The sequence below is a fragment of the Cytobacillus pseudoceanisediminis genome (assembly GCF_023516215.1).
GTDB classification, from domain to species: Bacteria; Bacillota; Bacilli; order Bacillales; family Cytobacillaceae; genus Cytobacillus; species Cytobacillus pseudoceanisediminis.
This window is the reverse complement of sequence record NZ_CP097349.1, coordinates 4,697,846-4,717,487: the sequence shown is the minus strand read 5'-3', so window position 1 is coordinate 4,717,487 and position 19,642 is coordinate 4,697,846. Positions and strand designations below refer to the sequence as shown.

The following is a 19,642-nucleotide window of genomic DNA, read 5'->3' as shown; positions in this document are numbered from 1 at the left end:
TTGTGACCTCGAGGGGGTAGGCGCTGGAGCTAGGCAGTTATCTATATTCAAGATTTTATATTTTCTAATTTAGGAGAAGGAGGAGCATTCCTCCTTCTTTACTTATGAAGTCGCATTTTTGAAAAATTCAGACTTATAGAGGTGACTATGATGCTTGGAATATCAGTTTATCTATCAGAGGAGCGCCAGCTTCAAAATGCAAAATGGATTGCGCGGGCGGCTTCTCACGGCTTCACATCCATCTTCACTTCCCTCCATATTCCCGAAGATGACCACAGCACATATAAACAATTGCTTCAGAACCTCGGTGCTCTTGCAAAGCAGCATCAAATGGAACTCCTCGCCGACGTTTCCCCTCAGTCATTGGACCATCTAGGATTGGACTGGGGAACGCTCGATACTCTTCTTGAATGGGGTCTCTCCGGAATCCGGGCAGACTACGGCTTTACTTCTAAGCAGATTGTTGAACTCTCTAAAAAAATGAAACTTGGAATCAATGCGAGCACTATCTCTGCTGCAGAACTGCAGGAGTGGATGGAAGCGGGATTAAACGCCCATAATGTTGAAGCCTGGCATAATTTTTATCCGCGGCCTGAAACGGGTTTGGATAAAGACTTTTTTATAGAGCGAAATCGGTTCCTTAAAAGCATGGGGATAACCACCATGGCGTTTGCGCCTGGTGACGCTGAACATCGCGGACCCATTTTCGCAGGGCTTCCTACTCTTGAGAAGCACCGGGGCTATCCACCCGCTGCGGCGGCGGCTGAATTGATGAACAGCTGCTATACAGACAAGGTGCTGATCGGTGATCATTCAGTAAAAGACGGGACTCTTGCACAACTGGCGAAAATCGCCAATGCTACTGTGCCTCTCCGAATCGAGCTAATTGGCGGACAAACCTATGAGGAGCTTTTTAACAAACCTCATACAAATCGGATGGATCCTGCCCGGGATGTTGTAAGGTCAGTGGAATCAAGGTCATATGCTGGCCAGGGATCAAATAAATGGGAACCTATGAACCAGCTGGAACGTAAAAAAGGGAGTGTCACAGTTGATAATATCCTATACGGCCGCTACGCAGGCGAGATGCAGATTACTTTAGCAGATCTCCCCGGGATGAACGCGTGAATGTGATCGCAAGAGTTATGGATGAGGATCTGCCACTCCTTGACCAGATCAAGGCAGGAACTAAATTTCAATTAATAGTGAGGGATTAACAATGAATATTACAAAGCTAAATACCGAGCAGCGAAACCCTAAAACAATGGAAGTAGATTTAATGACAACCGAAGAAATTATTACAATCATAAACCAGGAAGATGCGATTGTTCCAAATGCCATTGCAAGAGAAATTCCTCACATTGTAAAAGTGGTGGATGAAATTACGGATAGTTTTAAAAAAGGAGGCCGCTTGATTTACGTTGGTGCAGGCACCTCAGGACGCCTTGGCATTATCGATGCTTCAGAATGTCCGCCCACTTATGGAACGGACCCGGAAATGGTTGTCGGCATTATTGCCGGCGGCAAAGAAGCCATGACCGAGGCAGTTGAAGGCGCCGAGGATGACAGTGAACAGGGACGCCAGGATGTCGCAGATATTCAATTGTCGGACAAGGATGTGCTTGTCGGCATTGCAGCGAGCGGCCGTACGCCGTATACGATCGGTGCTCTTCAATATGGAAATGAAGTCGGTGCTGTTACTGTTGCTGTTGCCTGCACTAAAGACTCCGAAATGGGGAGAATTGCAAAATATACGATAGCACCTATCACAGGGCCCGAAGTGGTTACAGGCTCTACAAGAATGAAAGCAGGCACTGCACAAAAGCTCGTCCTGAACATGTTAACAACAGCTTCCATGATCAAACTCGGAAAAGTATACGGCAATCTGATGGTGGATGTGCAGATGACAAATGAGAAGCTGTTTAAACGTGCTGAAAATATCGTCAAAATGGCCACAGGTGCATCTGATGAAGAAGCCCAGGCCGCTCTCAAAGAACAAAACCATAATACAAAGGCTGCGATTCTTCAAATTTTAACAGGATTAAAAGGTGAAGCAGCCGCCAGGCTTCTGAAAAAGCATAATGGTTATTTACGGGAAGCCATTGCGGAATATCATACTAAATAATCAGATATATTGTATGAAATTCCCTTAAAACTCAAATTAATAGGATAGAAAGCGTCCACCCGCCTTCTATCCTATTTTAGTTGTATAGACCAAAACACCAGATAGAGTTAATTATCCCAACTGGTATAGACATCTAAACACAAACCTTTTATAATAAAAGTATCATTCAAACGGAGATGAACTAAAATGAGCCGTCTATTACTGAAAAACGCTAGAATTATTCTGGAAAACAGCATGATTGATCAAGGGTTTATTCTAATAGAGAAAGACCGAATCTTAAAAACTGGAACTTTGGAGGAGCTTCCTGCCATCGGCCAGGATACAGAAATCATAGAACTTTCCCCTGAGCATACAATCAGTCCGGGGTTTATTGATGTTCACATTCACGGCGCTGGCGGTGCCGATACAATGGATGCAACATTTGAAGCACTTAACACGATGGCCAGCGTGCTGCCTGAAGAAGGGACCACCAGCTTCCTGGCCACGACTATCACACAGGAAAAGGAAAAAATAGAAGGCGCGCTGATCAATGCAGCCCACTTTCAAAAAGAACAAAATACTCCTGGCCAGGCGGAAGTAATCGGAATCCACCTGGAGGGCCCGTTTATTAACGAAGCAAGAGGCGGAGCCCAGCCGAAGGATCATATACTCGAGCCTGATATTGAACTTTTTAAGCGCTGGCAGGAAGCAGCAAATGGAACCATCAAGCTGATTACACTTGCACCTGAGAAAGCAAATGGCTATGAATTTATCCGCTACTTGAGTGAAAACGGTGTTGTCCCCTCAATCGGCCATAGCGATGCCCTTTTTACAGAAATGGAGAAAGCTGTTCAGGCGGGAGCTAAGCAGGTGACTCACCTTTTTAACGGAATGAGAGGCATGCATCACCGTGAACCTGGAGTAGCCGGCGCTTCGCTTTTATTCAAAGAATTGATAGTTGAAATGATTGCTGATGGAATCCATGTCCGGCCTGAAATGATCAAGCTTGCACTAAACGCCAAGGGCCCGGATGGAATGATCCTGATAACCGATTCCATGAGAGCAAAATGCCTGAAAAATGGCCATTATGATCTTGGCGGACAGGATGTAAAGGTTGAAAATGGCCAGGCACTGCTTGCTGACGGCACACTGGCTGGAAGTATTTTGAAAATGAAAGATTCCATTAAAAATATGATTGATTTTACTGATATTCAGCTGTCTGAAGCTGTCCAGCTTGCAAGCAGCAACCCGGCCAGACAGCTCAATATATTTGACCGGAAAGGCAGCATTTCGGAAGGAAAGGATGCCGACCTGGTTGTACTCGATGAGAACCTTGAGGTTGCCATGACTTTCTGCAGAGGCGTCAAAGCCTTTGAACGCGAGGTGAAAAGACCTTGAAAATCATTCGAACAGCCAATTATAACGATATGAGCCAAAAAGCTGCCCAGATGATGATTGAAAAAATCCGGCAGCAGCCGGATCTGACATTAGGGCTTGCAACCGGCAGCACACCAAAAGGAGTTTATGCTGAACTTTTTAAAGATCATCAAAAAAATGGCACTTCTTATGATAAAATCACGACGATTAATTTGGACGAATATATCGGCCTGCCTCCTTTCGACCCTAATAGCTACAGGCATTTCATGAATAGTGAACTATTTGATCATCTGGACATCCGGCTGGAAAACACTCACCTTCCAAAAGGAGCAGCAGAAGATATGCCACAGGAATGCGAACGGTATGAGCAGCTGATCAAGGATCTGGCAGATATCGATCTGCAGCTGCTGGGAATTGGACGCAATGGACATATCGGCTTCAATGAACCCGGCACGTCTTTTCAAAGCCGTACGCATGTCGTGGACCTGGCTGAAAGTACACGTAAGGCGAACGCAAGGTTTTTCAATTCTATTGAAGACGTTCCAGCCCAAGCGATTACTATGGGAATCGCTTCGATTCTTGATAGCCGGGAAATCATCCTGCTCGCTTCAGGTTCAGCCAAGGCAGAAGCTATCAGGCAACTGGTTTATGGAGAACCTGATGAACAGTTCCCCGCATCAGCTTTGAAGCTTCATGAGAATGTGACAATCATAGCCGATGAAGAAGCACTTAGTCTTGTCAGTAAGGATTGATGAGCACTACTAATAGTGATAGGAGAATTCCCATGATCGATAAGCAATCACCCATCCCGATATATCACCAATTGGAAGAGTATATTAAACAATTAATAGAAAGCGGCAAATTAAAGCCTGATGAAGCAATCCCTTCTGAGCGCGAGTATTCTGAGCAATACCAGATTAGCCGCATGACAGTCAGACAGGCATTAAACAACCTTGTCAATGATGGCTATCTATACAGGCAAAAAGGGCGCGGAACTTTCGTCAACAAGCAGAAGGTCGAACAAAAGCTTCAGGGATTGACCAGCTTTACTGAAGATATGAAAGAGCGCGGCATGGTGCCGAGCAGCCGTCTGATTTCATTTGAAATCATCCCGGCCGAGCCGCAGCTGGCGAGAAAGCTTGATATAAAAGAAAACACACCTGTTTATGAAATTAAACGGGTGCGTATGGCAGATAATCTGCCAATGGCGCTGGAAACTACCTGCCTGCCTGCTAATCTCGTTAAAGGGCTTACAGAAGAAATCATCAACAAGTCCCTTTACCAGCATATTGAAGAAAAATTGTCCCTGACCATCAGTGAAGCAACCCAGCAAATTGAAGCTTCCATCGCTAAGGAAACGGAAGTAAACCACTTGCAGGTCGAATCCGGATCGCCTGTACTGCTTATTGTCCGAACTTCCTTTTTAGAGGATGGCACGCCTTTTGAGCTTGTCAAATCAGCATACCGCGCAGACCGCTATAAATTTGTTCATACGATGCAGCGCGCCGCAAAATAGGAGAAAGCCCATCAGGGTTTTCTCCTATTTTCATTTTACCATGTCCTTTTGGAAGGTTTGTCCATATTATATACATGAGAATATTTTTTATTGAAAGGAGCGATTAGATGAAAATCATACTGGATGCCGGGCATGGATACAGCACCTCCGGCAAACGGAGCCCTAACGGAATGAGAGAATATGAATTCAATCGGGCTGTTGCCGAACTAGCAAAGGAGATGCTGGAAAGCTATCAAACCACAGTGGTTTCCTTTGCACACTCGGATGTACGGGACGTGCCGCTTGCCGAAAGGACCGAGCTGGCAAATAAACAAAACGCGGACTGCTATGTGTCCATCCATGCCAATGCTTACGGAACAGGCGGATGGAACAGTGCAGGCGGAATTGAGACATATGTCTACCCTTCAAAACCTCGGGAAGCGCTGGCATTAGCCCAAAAGATACAGCGAAACTTAATCAGTTCTACAGGCTTGCGGGACCGGGGAGTCAAAACAGCTGAATTCCAGGTTCTTCGTGAGACAAAAATGACTGCTGTACTTGTGGAATGCGGGTTTATGACCAATAAAGAAGAAGCTTCCCTTCTCCGGACCCCTCTCTATCGAAAACGCTGTGCACAAGCCATAGTAAAAGCAATCGCCGAACAATACGGCTTGAGAAAGAATGATAAAATCAAACAATATAAAGTTCAAGTTGCATTTTCAGAAAAGCAGCTTGCCGAGAAACTTGCCGGGAGTCTGAAGAGGGACGGCTTTAATGCCACCATCATTGAATAGAAAAAAGCCAGCATCACGGATGCTGGCTTTTTAACGCATTTACTTTTCCCTTGCCGGTTCGAGGATCGCTTTTTGAATGATCAGATTAACAATTGACATAATCACAGACACAAGAATCGCTGTGCCAAACCCGTCAATTTCAAAAGAATCCCCCATAAAGCCATCTGTAATCATTAATGTAACAGCATTGATGACGAACAAAAACAGACCGAGCGTTAAAACAGTGACTGGCAGAGTTAATATAATCAGGATTGGTTTCACGAGAATGTTCAGGATGGAAAGCATGAAGCTGGCACCGATGGCAGCCCCAAATCCCGATAAGTAAAACGAATCCTTAAAAAAACCGGCGATCGCTACAAATAGGACCGCATTAATCAAAATTCCCAGAATCCATCTCATTTTCTACAGCACCTCTTCATTAGGAAGCAAGAACACAAGCAGAGCATAAATGAGTGTCATTGGAAAAACGCCTGTTGTAAATAATAAAACAATGAAAATCACCCTGAGTACGGTAGGATCTATACCGATCGATTTTGATAAGCCGCCCAATACCCCCGCTAATTTCCGGTTGCTGCGGGAGCGAACCAATTTATTCACAAAGAATCCCTCCTATCAAGAAAAGCGAAAGCCCCTTGCCCACCCCAGACCCCTCGAGGGGGCAGGCGCTCCTCCTAAAAAGCTGGCGCTTTTAGTCGTGCGATGATAAAGCTGTCGAGCGTTCCTTGTGGAGCTAGACAGTAATGTTCAAAATTTTATACTATCTATCAACAGCCAAATTCCTTACGCTTTACCAGGCAGTTGACCGCTTGATCGTGATCGTACCTGTTTTTGAGTCAGCCCTCAGCTTGAGTCCGCTGCCGCTTTCTTTTACAGACTTGAAGCGCAGCATTTTCTGAATCACTTCGCTCTTTTCTTCTATAACTTCAATACCCTCAATATCAGGGTGGAAACTGCCCAGATTGGTGCGAAGTTCTCCGCTGACAGCAGCGAAATCCGGAACAAACAAGTCGATGCTGCCCGTCGCTGCCTTCGCTTCGATCCATTCGCAGCGTTCATTTTCTGCCCTGCATGTTACATTTCCATTAAACGATTGGAGTTCGGCTTTTTTGAAGTCTCCTTCAGCCAGAATTGCACCATTCAACGTTTCGGCTTCTACATGATCAATTCGGCTTTTTTGAATGGTAATCTGCCCGTTGGCGGTTTCAGCCTCAACATTTTTACTGTTTAAATCACTAACCGTAATCTTTCCATTGGCCGTTTTCGCTTTAAAGTTTTCCACTGTTAAGTTTTGACTTTCAATCGGGCCATTAAACATGCGGATTTTCACATTTTCATATTCAGATCTTGGAATATAGATGACTGCTTCAAGCTTCATCCACTTTTGCTGACTGGAAAATCTCAGCCTTTGCCCCTCAATGGCAAAAATAACATCCTTCAGGAAATTTCTGCGTGCTTCATCCTGATTATCCACACGATAGACCTTAGCTTTGCATTCAACGCGGACATCACTTTGCTCCCATGGAATCACCTTAACTGTCCCATTGGCAACATCAATGTCCAGATCTTTTAAGTATGCGTCTGCATGCTGAAATATATGAGAGATCTCAACACTTTTCCCAAAATTAAAATCAAGATCGAGATCCTTCACTTTCTTATATGCTGAATCTACAAAATCAATGATTTTTTCCTTGGCACTTTGTTGCTTTGAGCTGTATGGCTCACCCTTTTTAGCTTCTTCAAACTTAACCTCAGCAGATAGCTCCTTAATTAAATCCTCCTGCTTCTGTTCCATCGTCTGGTTTGTTTTTTCAAGCTGCTCCAGCAGAGTTAAAGCTTCGTCAACCGTAAGCTTTCCATCCTCGACCATTTTCAAAATACGTTTGCGTTCCTCTTTCATTCTTTGGCCCTCCTCTATTATTTCTATTCTTGCATCAGGACTTTTACCCCTTTAATGATATTCCAGATAAGTACAATTAATAGCAGAATGATCGTGATGCCCACAGCTGCAAGAAATAGGACCGGGATTTCCTGATCATTTACTGTGAACTGGGTCACCCCAGCAAAAACAATAAACGGAACAGGAACCAGCGGAATCAAATGTGATAAGAATGCACTCTTGGCATGCCGCTTCACTTCCGTGTCTTCTGATGCAAAAAATACAATGAGCGGAAAAATAAATCCTGCGAACATAATGCTAAAATAGCTTAAGGCAGACAGAACCTTTCTTGTTTCCATTGTTTTCAGCTCCTTTATCGCAGTCTAACGGGCAGTAAGACCCCCACTTCAAGACTCAGAGAAACCAATGGAGGATAAGTGGGGGGCAAACTGCCCGTAAAGGCCCGATTGGTTCAACTAACAATCAATGGGGATAAAAAAACCCCACTGATTGAAGTTTCACCTTATCTGTCATACGGAAATGGAGCGCTAAAAGTTTCAGCCTCTTCTTCATTATAGAAAATCAAAGGAGTATTTTCCTTCATATTTCTAAAAATACATCTGCAGGCTGAGGGGTTCCATAGCCTCAAGTCGCATAGCTTTTTTCTATATTAAAAACCGCCTTTCTTGAAAAGACGGTTTTATGATTATGTCCTATTTATAGGCAGCTGCCAGGTCAGTGCGAGGCGCTTCCTTCTTTTTCACTTCGTCGATTTTATTGACAAACATTTGGAAAACTTTTCGTTTTTCATCCAAATCACGTATGTATTCTTTCAATTCGTTATACTTCTCTTCAAAAGGCTTATGATACATTTCGCGGATATTATCAATAATCTCTTCGTTCACAGTAGACTGGATAACCTGCTTTGTAATTCCATATTTGTAGGAATATACTTTAAGCTCTTTTTTAACATCCTCATATTCATTATTAATCTGATCCAAAACCTCAGAAATATCTTCTTTCCATTCTTCCAGAGACTTCTCTAAATAATCCTCCATAATGACCTCCCCTTCTGTTTCCAGGCAATAGCTTCCCTTATATAGGAGTATAACGCTGCTTGGTTACATCGATTTTGCTGGAACATTACATTGTGTTATCAAATGGTCAGAAAGGAAGGAACTTCAAATGGTTCTTTTGATTTGACCTGTTGATTTCCGCTCCAGGCAACAGGGTGCTAAAATCAATTTAGTAAGCTTTAAATTTTATTAAAAAGAAAAGCCTTCCATAATCCTATCCGCAATCATCTCATATCCCTTTCCGTTCGGATGAAGGGAATCAGCGAAGTACTGTTTCTTGTTTTTTCCCTTGAATAGTTCATTGGTAGAAATGTAGGTGATATTTTTATCTTCCGCTGCTTTTTTCTTATGGAATTGTTCCAATGGTCAATATATTTTTCAATCTGGTCACCGTCCTGATAGGGATTGTATAGTCCGAGAAGGATAACAGGTGCATCACTGTTGGCGGTTTCCAGTGTTTCCAGGATTCCATTCAGTTTATCCTCATAAATGTCTTTAGCTTCAACCAGTTTTTCGTGATGGAGCGGATAAAGATCCCCTCCGTTGCTTTTCAGCAAATCGTTTGTTCCAATATATACGATAAACATATCTGCATTTTTAATATCCTGTGCCACTTCCGGTTTGAGCATTTGCTGAAGGACATCCGAAGATTTAAAGCCATACACTCCATGATTTGTTATTGTATAATTCTTCTCCGGAAATGTCCGATCCAGTTTGCTCTGCAGCCTGCCAATGTACCCCTCCTCAGTTTCATCTCCATATCCGTAGGTGAGCGAATCGCCAAAAGCTACAATCGATTGATTGCTTTCAGCCTTTTTTCCTCTCCAAGAAATGTGATGGATAGATAGATGCCGAACCCAAGCAAAATAAGGCCTGCCAAAAGGTAGATTTTATTTTTCATAGTGAATGTTCCTTTCTTGGTTGAGATTATTGAGGGTTGCTGCAGACGCATGTTCTATACCCCTCATCCAGAAGAATTAATCTCTTTTACATAAAAAAGAAACAGTACCAAAACGGTACTGCTTCCTCCTAATTAAGCGTTTGTCACGCCCTCTTTCTCTTCAATTTGCTGTTTCATTCTCAGGCGGTCTCTTTCCAGGATTGGTTTGAGGTATTTGCCTGTGTAGGATTCCGGGACTTCGGCAATTTTTTCCGGTGTACCGGCTGCTAAGATGGTACCTCCCTTATCTCCGCCCTCAGGTCCCAGGTCCACTATATAGTCGGCTGCCTTGATGACATCAAGATTATGCTCAATAACCAGTACCGTGTCTCCATTTTCAACAAGACGCTGAAGGACCACGAGCAGTCTTGAGATATCATCTACATGAAGACCTGTTGTCGGTTCATCAAGAATGTACAGGGAGCGGCCCGTTGAACGGCGGTGCAATTCGGAAGCAAGTTTGACACGCTGCGCTTCACCGCCGGACAATGTTGTCGCAGGCTGTCCCAAAGTGATGTAGCCCAGGCCAACATCATAAATCGTCTGCAGCTTGCGGCGGATTTTAGGAATATTTTCGAAAAACTCCAGTGCATCTTCCACTGTCATATCGAGAATCTCCGAAATATTCTTCCCTTTATACTTCACTTCAAGTGTTTCCCTGTTATAGCGTTTGCCATGACATACTTCACATGGCACATACACATCAGGCAGGAAGTGCATTTCAATCTTGATGATCCCGTCTCCGCGGCATGCTTCACATCGTCCGCCTTTTACATTGAAGCTGAAGCGCCCCTTTTTGTAGCCTCGAACTTTTGCTTCATTGGTTGAAGCAAATACATCACGAATATCATCAAACACTCCGGTGTATGTTGCCGGGTTGGACCGAGGTGTCCGTCCGATTGGAGATTGGTCGATATCAATGACTTTGTCGAGGTGATCCACACCTTTAATTTCTTTATGCTCACCCGGCTTTGATTTGGCTCTATGAAGCTTTTGGGCAAGCCCTTTATGAAGAATTTCATTAATCAATGTACTCTTGCCCGAACCTGATACACCAGTAACGGAAATAAAAGTGCCGAGCGGGAACTTAACATTCACATTTTTAAGATTGTTTTCTTTAGCCCCTTTAATTTCGATAAAGCGCCCGTCATTCTTGCGGCGCTCAATTGGAAGCGGAATGAATTTCTTGCCTGACAAATATTGCCCTGTCAGGGAGTTTGGATCATCCATTACCTCCTGAGGGGTACCAGCTGAAACGATTTGTCCGCCATGAACCCCTGCTCCCGGACCTACATCAATTAAATAGTCAGCTGCCACCATTGTATCTTCATCGTGTTCCACCACGATCAGGGTGTTGCCGATATCCCGCATATTTTTCAGTGTATCAATCAAGCGGTCATTATCACGCTGATGGAGACCAATGGAAGGCTCATCCAGAATGTAGAGTACACCTGTCAGGCGCGAACCGATTTGTGTGGCCAGGCGGATACGCTGGGCTTCACCGCCGGACAAAGTTCCCGCTGCCCGGCTTAATGTCAGGTAATCCAGCCCGACATTAATGAGGAAGCCTAGCCTCTCCTTAATCTCACGGAAAATGAGTTTGGCAATCTTCATTTCTTTTTCAGACAGTGTCAGATTCTCAAAGAAGCTGAATGCTTCCTCAATCGAATATTCTGTCACATGGCCGATATGCTTTCCTGATACAAGCACCGCAAGCGTTTCCGGCTTCAGACGGTAGCCTTTACAGGAAGGACATGGATGCTGGGCCATGTATTTTTCCATTTGCTCCCGGATATAATCAGAACTTGTTTCTTTATAGCGGCGCTCCACATTGCGGATGACACCTTCAAAATGGATATAATTCTCCCGCACCTGGCCAAAATCGTTTTCATATCGGAAATAAATGCTGTCCTTGGCGGATCCGTATAAAACTTTTTCAAGCAAGTGTTCAGGAATATCCTTAACCGGAACGTCCATATCAATTCCATAATGATTGCATACCGCCTCCAGCAGCTGAGGATAATATTGAGAGCTGGTCGGTTCCCATGGGGCAATAGCATTTTGCTTTAATGAAAGATCCTTATTGGGTATGACCAGATCAATATCTACCTCCAGCTTTGAGCCCAATCCGTCACATTCCGTACAGGCACCAAACGGACTATTAAAAGAGAACATTCTTGGCTCAAGTTCGCCGATTGAAAACCCGCATTGAGGGCATGCGTGGTTCTCGCTGAACAGCAGTTCTTCTTCCCCGATTACATCCACAAGCACCTTGCCATTGCCCAGATTCAACGCGGTTTCCAATGAATCTGCAAGCCTTGGTGCTACGCCTTCTTTTACGACAATCCGGTCGATTACTACTTCTATAGAGTGCTTTTTATTTTTTTCCAGCTCAATCTCATCACCGAGATCCATCATTTCTCCGTCGACACGGACACGGACAAACCCCTGCTTTTTGACATCTTCAAACACTTTTACATGTGTCCCTTTTCGGCCGGATACAAGCGGAGCCATAACCTGGAGTTTTGTTCTTTCAGGGTACTCCATAATCCGGTCAACCATTTGCTCTATGGTCTGTGAGGAGATTTCAATATTGTGAATCGGACAGGTTGGACGCCCCACCCTTGCAAATAATAATCGCAGATAATCATAAATTTCTGTCACCGTTCCCACTGTGGAACGAGGATTTCTGCTTGTCGTCTTTTGGTCAATTGAAATGGCAGGAGACAGACCTTCGATCGCATCCACGTCAGGCTTATCCATCTGGCCGAGGAATTGCCGGGCATAAGCAGATAATGATTCCACATAGCGGCGCTGCCCTTCTGCATAAATCGTATCAAATGCCAGTGAGGACTTTCCTGAACCTGAAAGTCCTGTCAGGACGACAAGCTTATCTCTCGGAATGGTGACATCTATATTTTTCAGATTATGGGCTCTGGCACCCTTTACAATCAGTTTATCCATCGCCATTTTTACGTCATCCTTCCGCTTTCAGCTCTAATATTAGATCACGAAGCTCGGCAGCCCTTTCGAAATTCAGGGATTTGGCCGCTTCCTTCATTTCTTTTTCCATATCGCCGATCAGCTTCTCGCGCTCCTTCTTGTTCAGCTTGCCGAGCTTTGCTGACGGCTGGTATTCTTCCTGCTCTTCTGCCGCATGTGTTGCACGGATTGAATCGCGTATATCCTTCTGTATAGTCATTGGCGTGATGCCATGCTTCTTATTGTACTCTTCCTGAATGGACCGGCGGCGCTTTGTTTCACTGATGGCTTTTTCCATGCTGTCAGTGATCCGGTCTGCGTACATAATGACATGGCCATTCGCATTACGCGCTGCACGTCCAATCGTCTGGATGAGTGAACGTTCCGAACGGAGGAAACCTTCCTTATCAGCATCAAGTATAGTAACGAGAGACACTTCCGGTATATCAAGTCCTTCCCTTAGAAGGTTGATTCCGACTAACACATCGTATTTACCTAGACGAAGCTCTCTGATAATCTCAATCCGCTCAAGCGTTTTTACCTCTGAGTGCAGATACTGCACTTTAATGCCGATTTCTTTTAAGTAGTCTGTCAAGTCCTCAGACATTTTCTTTGTTAATGTAGTGACAAGCACACGTTCATTTTTCTGAATGCGATCCTGGATTTCACCGATTAGGTCATCAATTTGCCCTTCGATTGGACGGACATCAATAGTAGGATCAAGCAAACCGGTTGGGCGGATAATTTGCTCAATCATTTCCGGTGTATGCTCAAGCTCATAAGGGCCAGGTGTTGCCGAAACAAAGACAGCCTGTTTCACATGCTTTTCGAACTCGGTAAACGTAAGCGGCCTGTTATCCATGGCTGAAGGCAAACGGAAACCATGGTCCACAAGCACGGATTTTCTTGCCTGGTCACCATTGAACATACCGCGGATTTGCGGCAGAGTTACGTGCGACTCATCAATCACAATTAGAAAGTCTTCCGGAAAATAATCCAGAAGGGTATACGGTGTTGAACCAGGCGGCCTTAATGTAAGGTGGCGGGAGTAGTTTTCTATGCCGGAACAAAAACCCATCTCCCTCATCATCTCAAGGTCATAGCGGGTCCGCTGCTCGAGGCGCTGGGCTTCAAGCAGCTTATCGTTTTCTCTTAATTCAGCAAGGCGCTCTTCCAGTTCTTTTTCAATGTTCTGGACGGCGATCCGCATTTTTCTTCACGCGTTACGAAGTGGGATGCCGGGAAGATCGCAACGTGCTCACGTTCACCCATAATTTCTCCGGTGAGGGCATCTACTTCACGGATCCGGTCTATCTCATCCCCGAAAAACTCTACACGGATACAATGCTCATCCCGTGATGCCGGGAAAATCTCTACTACATCCCCGCGTACACGGAAGGTGCCGCGCTGGAAGTCGATATCATTGCGTTCATACTGAATGTCAACGAGCCTGTGAAGAAGCTGGTTCCTCTCAATCTCCATGCCGGTTCTGAGGGATAGCACCATTTCACTGTATTCTTCAGGAGAACCCAAACCATATATACAAGACACACTGGCAATTATAATGACATCTTTGCGCTCAAATAATGAAGAAGTCGCCGAGTGGCGGAGCTTATCAATTTCATCATTGATGCTTGCATCTTTTTCAATAAAGGTATCTGTAGAAGGCACATATGCCTCCGGCTGATAGTAGTCATAATAGCTGACAAAATACTCAACAGCATTGTTTGGAAAAAAGTCCTTAAATTCACTGTATAACTGCCCTGCAAGTGTCTTATTATGCGCAATGACTAGCGTCGGCTTGTTAACCTCTTGTATAACATTTGAAACTGTGAAGGTTTTTCCCGTTCCTGTTGCACCCAAAAGCGTCTGGTGCTTCTTGCCGGAATTAATTCCCTCCACAATTTTTTTGATTGCCCCAGGCTGATCGCCCTGAGGGGAATATTTTGAGACTAATTCAAATTGATCCTTCACCTATAAGCCTCCCGTTCAAATTACTTTTATCTATATATTAATCACAAACCAGCATTGAAAGAATTTAAGATCCGGGATGCATGGCTGATTTGTCAGTTTTTTACTCAAAACTCATATCATCATTCTACCACAAAGAGCCTAAAACAAACCAACAATATACGAACGGATATTCGTTTTTTTATTTTTGCCGGGTAAATATTGCTTGGGAAATATGCCGAATTCTTGAGGGTGGTGTCGAAGCAAGGTTAATCAAACGTTTGATTAACCTCCTGAAATTAAATCAAACGTTTGATTGATATTGATTAATAGCTGATTTTATGCGAGCAAAAATACAGCTGAAATTTCATTTTACAAAAAACCTGTCGATACGTTTGATCGACAGGTTCCGCAAAAATTATTCCGCACTTGGCTTTGTTTTGGGCTTCAGTTTTTGAGCGTACCAAAACCCGACAGTCAATGAAAGTGCGTCTATAACAATCAAGGCAAATGAATTTGTATACCCTTTATAGACAGAAGCAGCAATCAGTCCCACCGTCAATACAAGCCCAATCACACGATTATAGCTTACTCTCGTAAAGAGCAAAACCAGCAGGCCGGGCAGCAGCAGAGCTGACAAGTATTTTAATGCCAACCAAAACACCTTCTTTTGTTTATTCACAATGATTCAGGGTTTCTAACATTAGAATATCTTTTCATAAGAAGATGTACAAGTTTTTTCAGTGTTATTCCCTATGTTCTATCACATAATAAGAAAAAGTACTTATTATGGAGGAATGCATCATGGCAAGAAGAAAAAGACGCCCGCTTGTGCCGGAATCAAGAGCGGCATTAGACCAGCTTAAAAATCAGGTAATGGCAAACCAGGGATACCATGTTGACAATGAAAATCCCGATGTCGTGAAATATGAAATTGCCGAGGAGGCCGGTGTGCCATTGAAGCCGGGATATAACGGCCGTCTTACATCCAAACAGGCAGGAACAGTGGGCGGGAAGATTGGCGGAAGTATGGTGAAGGAGCTTATTCGGATGGCACAGGAACAGATGAAGGAACAGTAGGTAATCGTGAACTTCGGGAAAAGAATGAGAAAATTGGGGAAACGCAGACTAAATTTACGGAAAATATTATTCAGCAAATTAGGGAAAGAAACCTCCAATTTGAGGAAAAGACTCACTGAATAAGGAAAAGCTATCCCGCAAAGAGGATAGCTTTTGTTCTTATTCAGCGGCTTTCCGCTCTAGAAATTCCTGTTTAATGGATTTAAGCAGCTCCTGGTCTGTTACCAGCTGGAAGGCAGTGAGTGCGAGCCCTTTTGCCCCGGTTATCAGTGCTTCGTCTCCTTTTACAGATGCTGCAGCCTCACGAAACGGAACTGTATGGGCAACAAGATCATCTGCACCAATTTTAATATAAGGATGAATGGTTGGCACCACTTGGCTGATGTTGCCTGCATCCGTCGAGCCGATTCCATCTCTGTCCCCTTCAACGACCGTTTCTCCCAAGTCTTCAATCACTTCTTTAAACACTTGGTCATATGTCTTGTTTAACAGCAGGTTATCAACTTCATTTTGAAAAGCAATAACATTGAGCTTTGCTCCGGTTGCCAATGCGGCGCCTTCAGCGACAGCTTTAACCTTCCGTGTTACCTCATTAAGACTGGTTCTGGTTGTAGCACGGATGAAGAATCTGGCTTTTGCATACTCAGGGATAATATTTGGAGCATCCCCGCCATGAGTAATAATGCCATGGATTCGTACATCATCCTTTAATTGCTGACGAAGGGCATTAATTCCGTTAAATAGCTGAATAACTGCATCAAGGGCATTGATTCCTTCCTCCGGTGAAGCTGCCGCATGGGCAGGCTTACCGATAAACTCGAAGTCAAGCGGATCAACTGCCAGTGATGAACTGGTCAGGCGGGTATGGTTTGATGGATGAACCATTAGGGCAGCGTCAATGCCTTCAAGTAAGCCATGCTTCACAAAGCTGCCTTTTGCACTTCCATTTGGCCCGCCTTCTTCTGCCGGGGTTCCAAATACTACTGCCTCTCCTCCGGTCTCATCAATAACCTTGCTCAATGCAATGGCTGCTGCCACACTTGTTGTGCCAATGATATTGTGGCCGCATCCATGACCCAGCCCGGGAAGGGCATCATATTCTGCAAGGAATGCAATAGACGGCCCTGGTTTATCGGATTTTTTCCGGGCAAGGAAAGCTGTTTCATGCCCGGCCACTGCCCGCTCAACTTCAAAACCTTCCTTCTCAAGGATGCCTGAAAGCAAGCCAGAGGCAAAAAACTCCTCATTTCCTATTTCCGGGGTCGCATGGATCCGGTGGCTTGCGGAAAGATAAAGTTCTTTATTTCCCTCAACATTTTTCTTGATTGCTTCTTTCAGTTCAGATAGTGCTTTTACAGGTGCCGCCATCATTGTTCCTCCTTTATAAATAATTTTTTACCAGCCAATATCACTTAAAGGAATAAAAGTCGGGATCATGCTTCCGTCATATTCCTTCGTAATGAAATCAGCTACATCATCTTCCTGGTAAAGTTCAGCAATTCTCTTAAGCGTTTTGTTATCCTTGTCTTCTGTTCGGACAGCAATGATATTTACGTATGGAGTAGCGGTTTCACTTTCAATAAAAATTGAATCCTTAGTTGGGTTAAAGCCTGCATCTACGGCAATTCCGTTATTGATTACAGAAGCAGAGACATCCGGAAGTGCACGCGGTGTCTGCGCTGATACCATTTCTACAAATTCAAGGTTCTTCGGATTTTCAACGATTTTATTCAAGTCCAGGTTTCCGTCATAGTCCTCGGATAATTTAATCAGGCCGGCTTCCTCCAGTAAAAGAAGGGCTCTTCCGCCATTTGAAGCATCATTTGGAATGGCAATTTTGCCGCCTTCCGGAATGTCTTCTGCCGATTTTACTTTTTCAGAATAAAGCCCCATTGGTGCTAAAACAGTTGTCGCTATTGGGGTAAGATCCATATTATGCTCTTTAATAAAAGTGTCAAAATAAGCGACTGTTTGGAATGCATTCACATCAAGATCGCCTTCTGCAAGGGCAACATTTGGCTGCACATAGTCAGAGAATGTCACAACTTCAATTTCAATGCCTTCCTTTTCAGCCTTTTCTGCAATAAAGTCCCAGATGCGTGTATCAGAACCGCTTACACCTAATTTAATCTTCTTTGTTTCTTCTCCTCCAGTTGTGCTTGAGCATGCTGCAGTGAACACACCCAATGCTAAAATAATGAATGTTAAGAATAGTTTTTTCATGATGTATTTCCTCCTTATTTATCTTCTTCTGATTTTTTTGGATAAGATATTTCCGAATGACTGCAGGCCCTGAACCATGACAACTAAGATCGCAACGGTAATCAGCATGACTGTTGTATCGAATCTCTGGTAGCCGTAGGTAATGGCGAGGTCACCAAGCCCGCCGCCTCCGACTGCCCCGGCCATGGCTGATGCTCCGACCAATCCGATTGTTGCAATTGTAAAGCCTAATACCAGCGAACTAAGTGCTTCCGGAATCAGGAATTTTAATATTATCTGGCCTGGTGTTGCTCCCATTGCTTCTGCAGCTTCTATGACTCCCGGATCTACCTCAAGCAATGAGTTTTCTATTAATCTTGCAATATATGGCCCGGCATAAAAGACTAGCGGCACTACGGCTGCAGCCGTACCTATCGATGTTCCGACAATCAGCCTGGTAATGGGGATAATGGCCACCATTAAAATGATGAAGGGAACTGATCTGAAAATATTAATAATGCTGTTTATGATATTAAAAACAACGAGGTTTTCCAGCAGATGCCCTTTCCTTGTTACGACAAGCAATATACCAAGCGGCAGTCCGATAATAGCTGAAAACAGCAATGAGAATGCCACCATTTGAACCGTTTCGATTAAGGCTTCGATGATTTTTTCCTGATTAACTAGCACGTGTTGTCACTTCCTTTATTGAAACTTTTTCCTGGCTGATGTACTGTATAGCACGTCTGATTTCACTGTCCGGACCCTGGAATTCGACAATCAGGTTGCCAAACGGTGTTCCCTGAAGTTCAGTAATATTTCCAAACAGGACGTTGAAGTCGATATTAAACTTTTTGGCAACCTGCGAGAGGAGCGGCTGCCCGGCAGAATTTCCAACAAAGTTGATTCTAAATACCTTTTGAAGCCCTTGCTGTTTTTCAATCACTTCTTTAATGGAGTCAGGTATTTGATCATTCATGACAGTGCTGACAAAGTTTTTCGCTGTTTGTGTCTTTGGTGATGAAAAGACATTGAAGACGGTTCCTTCTTCGATAATTTTTCCTGCCTCTATTACAGCGACACGATCACAGATCTCTCTGATTACAGACATTTCATGGGTAATGATCAGTATAGTAATGTTGTATTCTTTATTTATTTTTTTCAGCAGCTGCAGGATAGAGCTGGTTGTCTGCGGATCCAGCGCTGAAGTTGCTTCATCACATAATAGAATGGAAGGCTGGGTCGCCAGCGCCCTGGCAATTCCGATCCGCTGCTTTTGCCCGCCTGACAGCTGATCGGGATAGCTGTTTGCCTTGTCTGCAAGCCCCACGAATTCTAATAGTTCATGGACACGCTTTTTGATGTCATCTTTAGGGATCTTAGCCAGTGTGAGCGGCATCGCCACATTGGCAAACACTGTTTTCGAATTTAAAAGATTAAAATGCTGAAAGACCATCCCGATGTTTCTTTTCACTTCGCGAATTTCTCTTACAGATAAAGCCGTCAGATCATGTCCACTGACAATGACCTTTCCTGAAGTCGGCTTCTCCAGCCAATTGACACAGCGGATCAAAGAGCTCTTTCCCGCACCGCTGAAGCCGATCACACCGAAAATCTCACCTTTGTTAATCTTTAAGTCTATTCCATTTAAAGCAGCTACCTGCTGTCCTCCGCTTTCATAGATTTTCTTTAAATTCTGAAACTCTATCATTCAGCATCTCTCCTTTTCTAAATGTTATATATAATTAATCCCATGGGAAAACTAA

General features: G+C 44.0%; 18 protein-coding genes and 3 pseudogenes. 7 read left to right on the top strand and 14 right to left on the bottom strand.

Going from position 1 to position 19,642, the window contains the following annotated elements:
• The first annotated feature begins 150 nt into the window (after positions 1–150).
• The 6 genes and pseudogenes from M5V91_RS25200 to M5V91_RS25175 all read left to right on the top strand — a co-directional run bounded on the left by M5V91_RS25200 (position 151) and on the right by M5V91_RS25175 (position 5,770).
• Positions 151–1,217, top strand: a pseudogene (locus M5V91_RS25200) (DUF871 domain-containing protein).
• A gap of 2 nt (positions 1,218–1,219) precedes the next feature.
• On the top strand, positions 1,220–2,125 hold the full coding sequence (gene murQ / locus M5V91_RS25195) for an N-acetylmuramic acid 6-phosphate etherase (protein ID WP_251156261.1): 906 nt from the start codon (positions 1,220–1,222) through the stop codon (positions 2,123–2,125).
• Positions 2,126–2,311: 186 nt separating this feature from the next.
• Positions 2,312–3,502: an N-acetylglucosamine-6-phosphate deacetylase gene (nagA, locus tag M5V91_RS25190; RefSeq protein WP_009331855.1), complete on the top strand. Its 1,191-nt coding sequence runs from the start codon at positions 2,312–2,314 to the stop codon at positions 3,500–3,502.
• Entirely contained in the window at positions 3,499–4,233 is a 735-nt protein-coding gene (gene nagB, locus M5V91_RS25185) for a glucosamine-6-phosphate deaminase (RefSeq protein ID WP_251175534.1), read from the top strand. Before nagA ends, nagB begins: the two co-directional genes overlap by 4 nt.
• A 32-nt stretch (positions 4,234–4,265) precedes the next feature.
• On the top strand, positions 4,266–4,997 hold the full coding sequence (locus M5V91_RS25180; RefSeq protein ID WP_009331857.1) for a GntR family transcriptional regulator: 732 nt from the start codon (positions 4,266–4,268) through the stop codon (positions 4,995–4,997).
• Between the two features lie 107 nt (positions 4,998–5,104).
• Positions 5,105–5,770: an N-acetylmuramoyl-L-alanine amidase gene (locus M5V91_RS25175; protein ID WP_251175533.1), complete on the top strand. Its 666-nt coding sequence runs from the start codon at positions 5,105–5,107 to the stop codon at positions 5,768–5,770.
• Between the two features lie 39 nt (positions 5,771–5,809).
• Here M5V91_RS25175 and M5V91_RS25170 read toward each other — a convergent pair whose 3' ends face one another.
• The 10 genes and pseudogenes from M5V91_RS25170 to M5V91_RS25130 form a co-directional block, all read right to left on the bottom strand.
• Complete coding sequence (locus tag M5V91_RS25170) at positions 5,810–6,169, bottom strand: phage holin family protein (protein WP_009331859.1); 360 nt, start codon at positions 6,167–6,169, stop codon at positions 5,810–5,812.
• A 3-nt stretch (positions 6,170–6,172) separates the two neighbouring features.
• Positions 6,173–6,367, bottom strand: coding sequence for a PspC domain-containing protein (locus tag M5V91_RS25165; protein ID WP_009331860.1), 195 nt, complete (start codon positions 6,365–6,367; stop codon positions 6,173–6,175).
• Between the two features lie 190 nt (positions 6,368–6,557).
• On the bottom strand, positions 6,558–7,667 hold the full coding sequence (locus M5V91_RS25160; protein ID WP_284521578.1) for a DUF4097 family beta strand repeat-containing protein: 1,110 nt from the start codon (positions 7,665–7,667) through the stop codon (positions 6,558–6,560).
• A gap of 23 nt (positions 7,668–7,690) precedes the next feature.
• Positions 7,691–8,005, bottom strand: a complete 315-nt coding sequence (locus M5V91_RS25155) for a magnetosome magnetite crystal formation protein family (protein ID WP_217026078.1) — start codon at positions 8,003–8,005, stop codon at positions 7,691–7,693.
• A 354-nt stretch (positions 8,006–8,359) separates the two neighbouring features.
• Positions 8,360–8,704 (bottom strand): hypothetical protein, encoded by a 345-nt coding sequence (locus M5V91_RS25150; protein WP_009331863.1) that lies wholly within the window; start codon positions 8,702–8,704, stop codon positions 8,360–8,362.
• Positions 8,705–8,911: 207 nt separating this feature from the next.
• Positions 8,912–9,085 (bottom strand): SGNH/GDSL hydrolase family protein, encoded by a 174-nt coding sequence (locus M5V91_RS30735; protein ID WP_369425917.1) that lies wholly within the window; start codon positions 9,083–9,085, stop codon positions 8,912–8,914.
• A gap of 29 nt (positions 9,086–9,114) precedes the next feature.
• Positions 9,115–9,456: pseudogene (locus M5V91_RS25145) on the bottom strand (SGNH/GDSL hydrolase family protein); the annotation flags it as partial.
• A gap of 299 nt (positions 9,457–9,755) precedes the next feature.
• A complete protein-coding gene (uvrA, locus tag M5V91_RS25140) occupies positions 9,756–12,632 on the bottom strand; it encodes an excinuclease ABC subunit UvrA (protein WP_251175531.1) in 2,877 nt (958 codons plus the stop codon).
• A 7-nt stretch (positions 12,633–12,639) separates the two neighbouring features.
• Positions 12,640–14,618 (bottom strand): annotated as a pseudogene (uvrB, locus tag M5V91_RS25135) (excinuclease ABC subunit UvrB).
• A 394-nt stretch (positions 14,619–15,012) separates the two neighbouring features.
• Positions 15,013–15,249: a DUF2198 family protein gene (locus tag M5V91_RS25130; RefSeq protein ID WP_009331867.1), complete on the bottom strand. Its 237-nt coding sequence runs from the start codon at positions 15,247–15,249 to the stop codon at positions 15,013–15,015.
• Positions 15,250–15,398: 149 nt separating this feature from the next.
• On the opposite strand from M5V91_RS25130, the gene M5V91_RS25125 reads away from it, so the two are divergent.
• Positions 15,399–15,674, top strand: a complete 276-nt coding sequence (locus tag M5V91_RS25125) for an alpha/beta-type small acid-soluble spore protein (protein WP_009331868.1) — start codon at positions 15,399–15,401, stop codon at positions 15,672–15,674.
• 159 nt (positions 15,675–15,833) lie between these two features.
• Here the strand turns inward: M5V91_RS25125 and M5V91_RS25120 are convergent, their stop codons facing one another.
• Genes M5V91_RS25120 through M5V91_RS25105 form a run of 4 tightly spaced genes read right to left on the bottom strand, consistent with a single transcriptional unit; the run spans position 15,834 to position 19,587 of the window.
• Positions 15,834–17,042, bottom strand: coding sequence for a M20 family metallopeptidase (locus tag M5V91_RS25120; protein WP_251175530.1), 1,209 nt, complete (start codon positions 17,040–17,042; stop codon positions 15,834–15,836).
• A 27-nt stretch (positions 17,043–17,069) separates the two neighbouring features.
• Complete coding sequence (locus M5V91_RS25115; RefSeq protein WP_009331870.1) at positions 17,070–17,897, bottom strand: MetQ/NlpA family ABC transporter substrate-binding protein; 828 nt, start codon at positions 17,895–17,897, stop codon at positions 17,070–17,072.
• An 18-nt stretch (positions 17,898–17,915) separates the two neighbouring features.
• Positions 17,916–18,566: a methionine ABC transporter permease gene (locus tag M5V91_RS25110; RefSeq protein ID WP_071156401.1), complete on the bottom strand. Its 651-nt coding sequence runs from the start codon at positions 18,564–18,566 to the stop codon at positions 17,916–17,918.
• Entirely contained in the window at positions 18,556–19,587 is a 1,032-nt protein-coding gene (locus M5V91_RS25105; protein ID WP_009331872.1) for a methionine ABC transporter ATP-binding protein, read from the bottom strand. The genes M5V91_RS25110 and M5V91_RS25105 overlap by 11 nt, the downstream gene beginning before the upstream one ends.
• Positions 19,588–19,642: the final 55 nt, after the last annotated feature.

Excerpts from the sequence above, each read along its gene's own strand:
- murQ (WP_251156261.1), top strand. The coding sequence starts at position 1,220 with ATGAATATTACAAAGCTAAATACCGAGCAGCGAAACCCTAAAACAATG.
- nagA (WP_009331855.1), top strand. The coding sequence starts at position 2,312 with ATGAGCCGTCTATTACTGAAAAACGCTAGAATTATTCTGGAAAACAGC.
- M5V91_RS25180 (WP_009331857.1), top strand. The coding sequence starts at position 4,266 with ATGATCGATAAGCAATCACCCATCCCGATATATCACCAATTGGAAGAG.
- M5V91_RS25175 (WP_251175533.1), top strand. The coding sequence starts at position 5,105 with ATGAAAATCATACTGGATGCCGGGCATGGATACAGCACCTCCGGCAAA.
- M5V91_RS25170 (WP_009331859.1), bottom strand. The coding sequence starts at position 6,169 with ATGAGATGGATTCTGGGAATTTTGATTAATGCGGTCCTATTTGTAGCG.
- M5V91_RS25160 (WP_284521578.1), bottom strand. The coding sequence starts at position 7,667 with ATGAAAGAGGAACGCAAACGTATTTTGAAAATGGTCGAGGATGGAAAG.
- M5V91_RS25155 (WP_217026078.1), bottom strand. The coding sequence starts at position 8,005 with ATGGAAACAAGAAAGGTTCTGTCTGCCTTAAGCTATTTTAGCATTATG.
- M5V91_RS25150 (WP_009331863.1), bottom strand. The coding sequence starts at position 8,704 with ATGGAGGATTATTTAGAGAAGTCTCTGGAAGAATGGAAAGAAGATATT.
- uvrA (WP_251175531.1), bottom strand. The coding sequence starts at position 12,632 with ATGGCGATGGATAAACTGATTGTAAAGGGTGCCAGAGCCCATAATCTG.
- M5V91_RS25125 (WP_009331868.1), top strand. The coding sequence starts at position 15,399 with ATGGCAAGAAGAAAAAGACGCCCGCTTGTGCCGGAATCAAGAGCGGCA.
- M5V91_RS25120 (WP_251175530.1), bottom strand. The coding sequence starts at position 17,042 with ATGGCGGCACCTGTAAAAGCACTATCTGAACTGAAAGAAGCAATCAAG.
- M5V91_RS25115 (WP_009331870.1), bottom strand. The coding sequence starts at position 17,897 with ATGAAAAAACTATTCTTAACATTCATTATTTTAGCATTGGGTGTGTTC.
- M5V91_RS25105 (WP_009331872.1), bottom strand. The coding sequence starts at position 19,587 with ATGATAGAGTTTCAGAATTTAAAGAAAATCTATGAAAGCGGAGGACAG.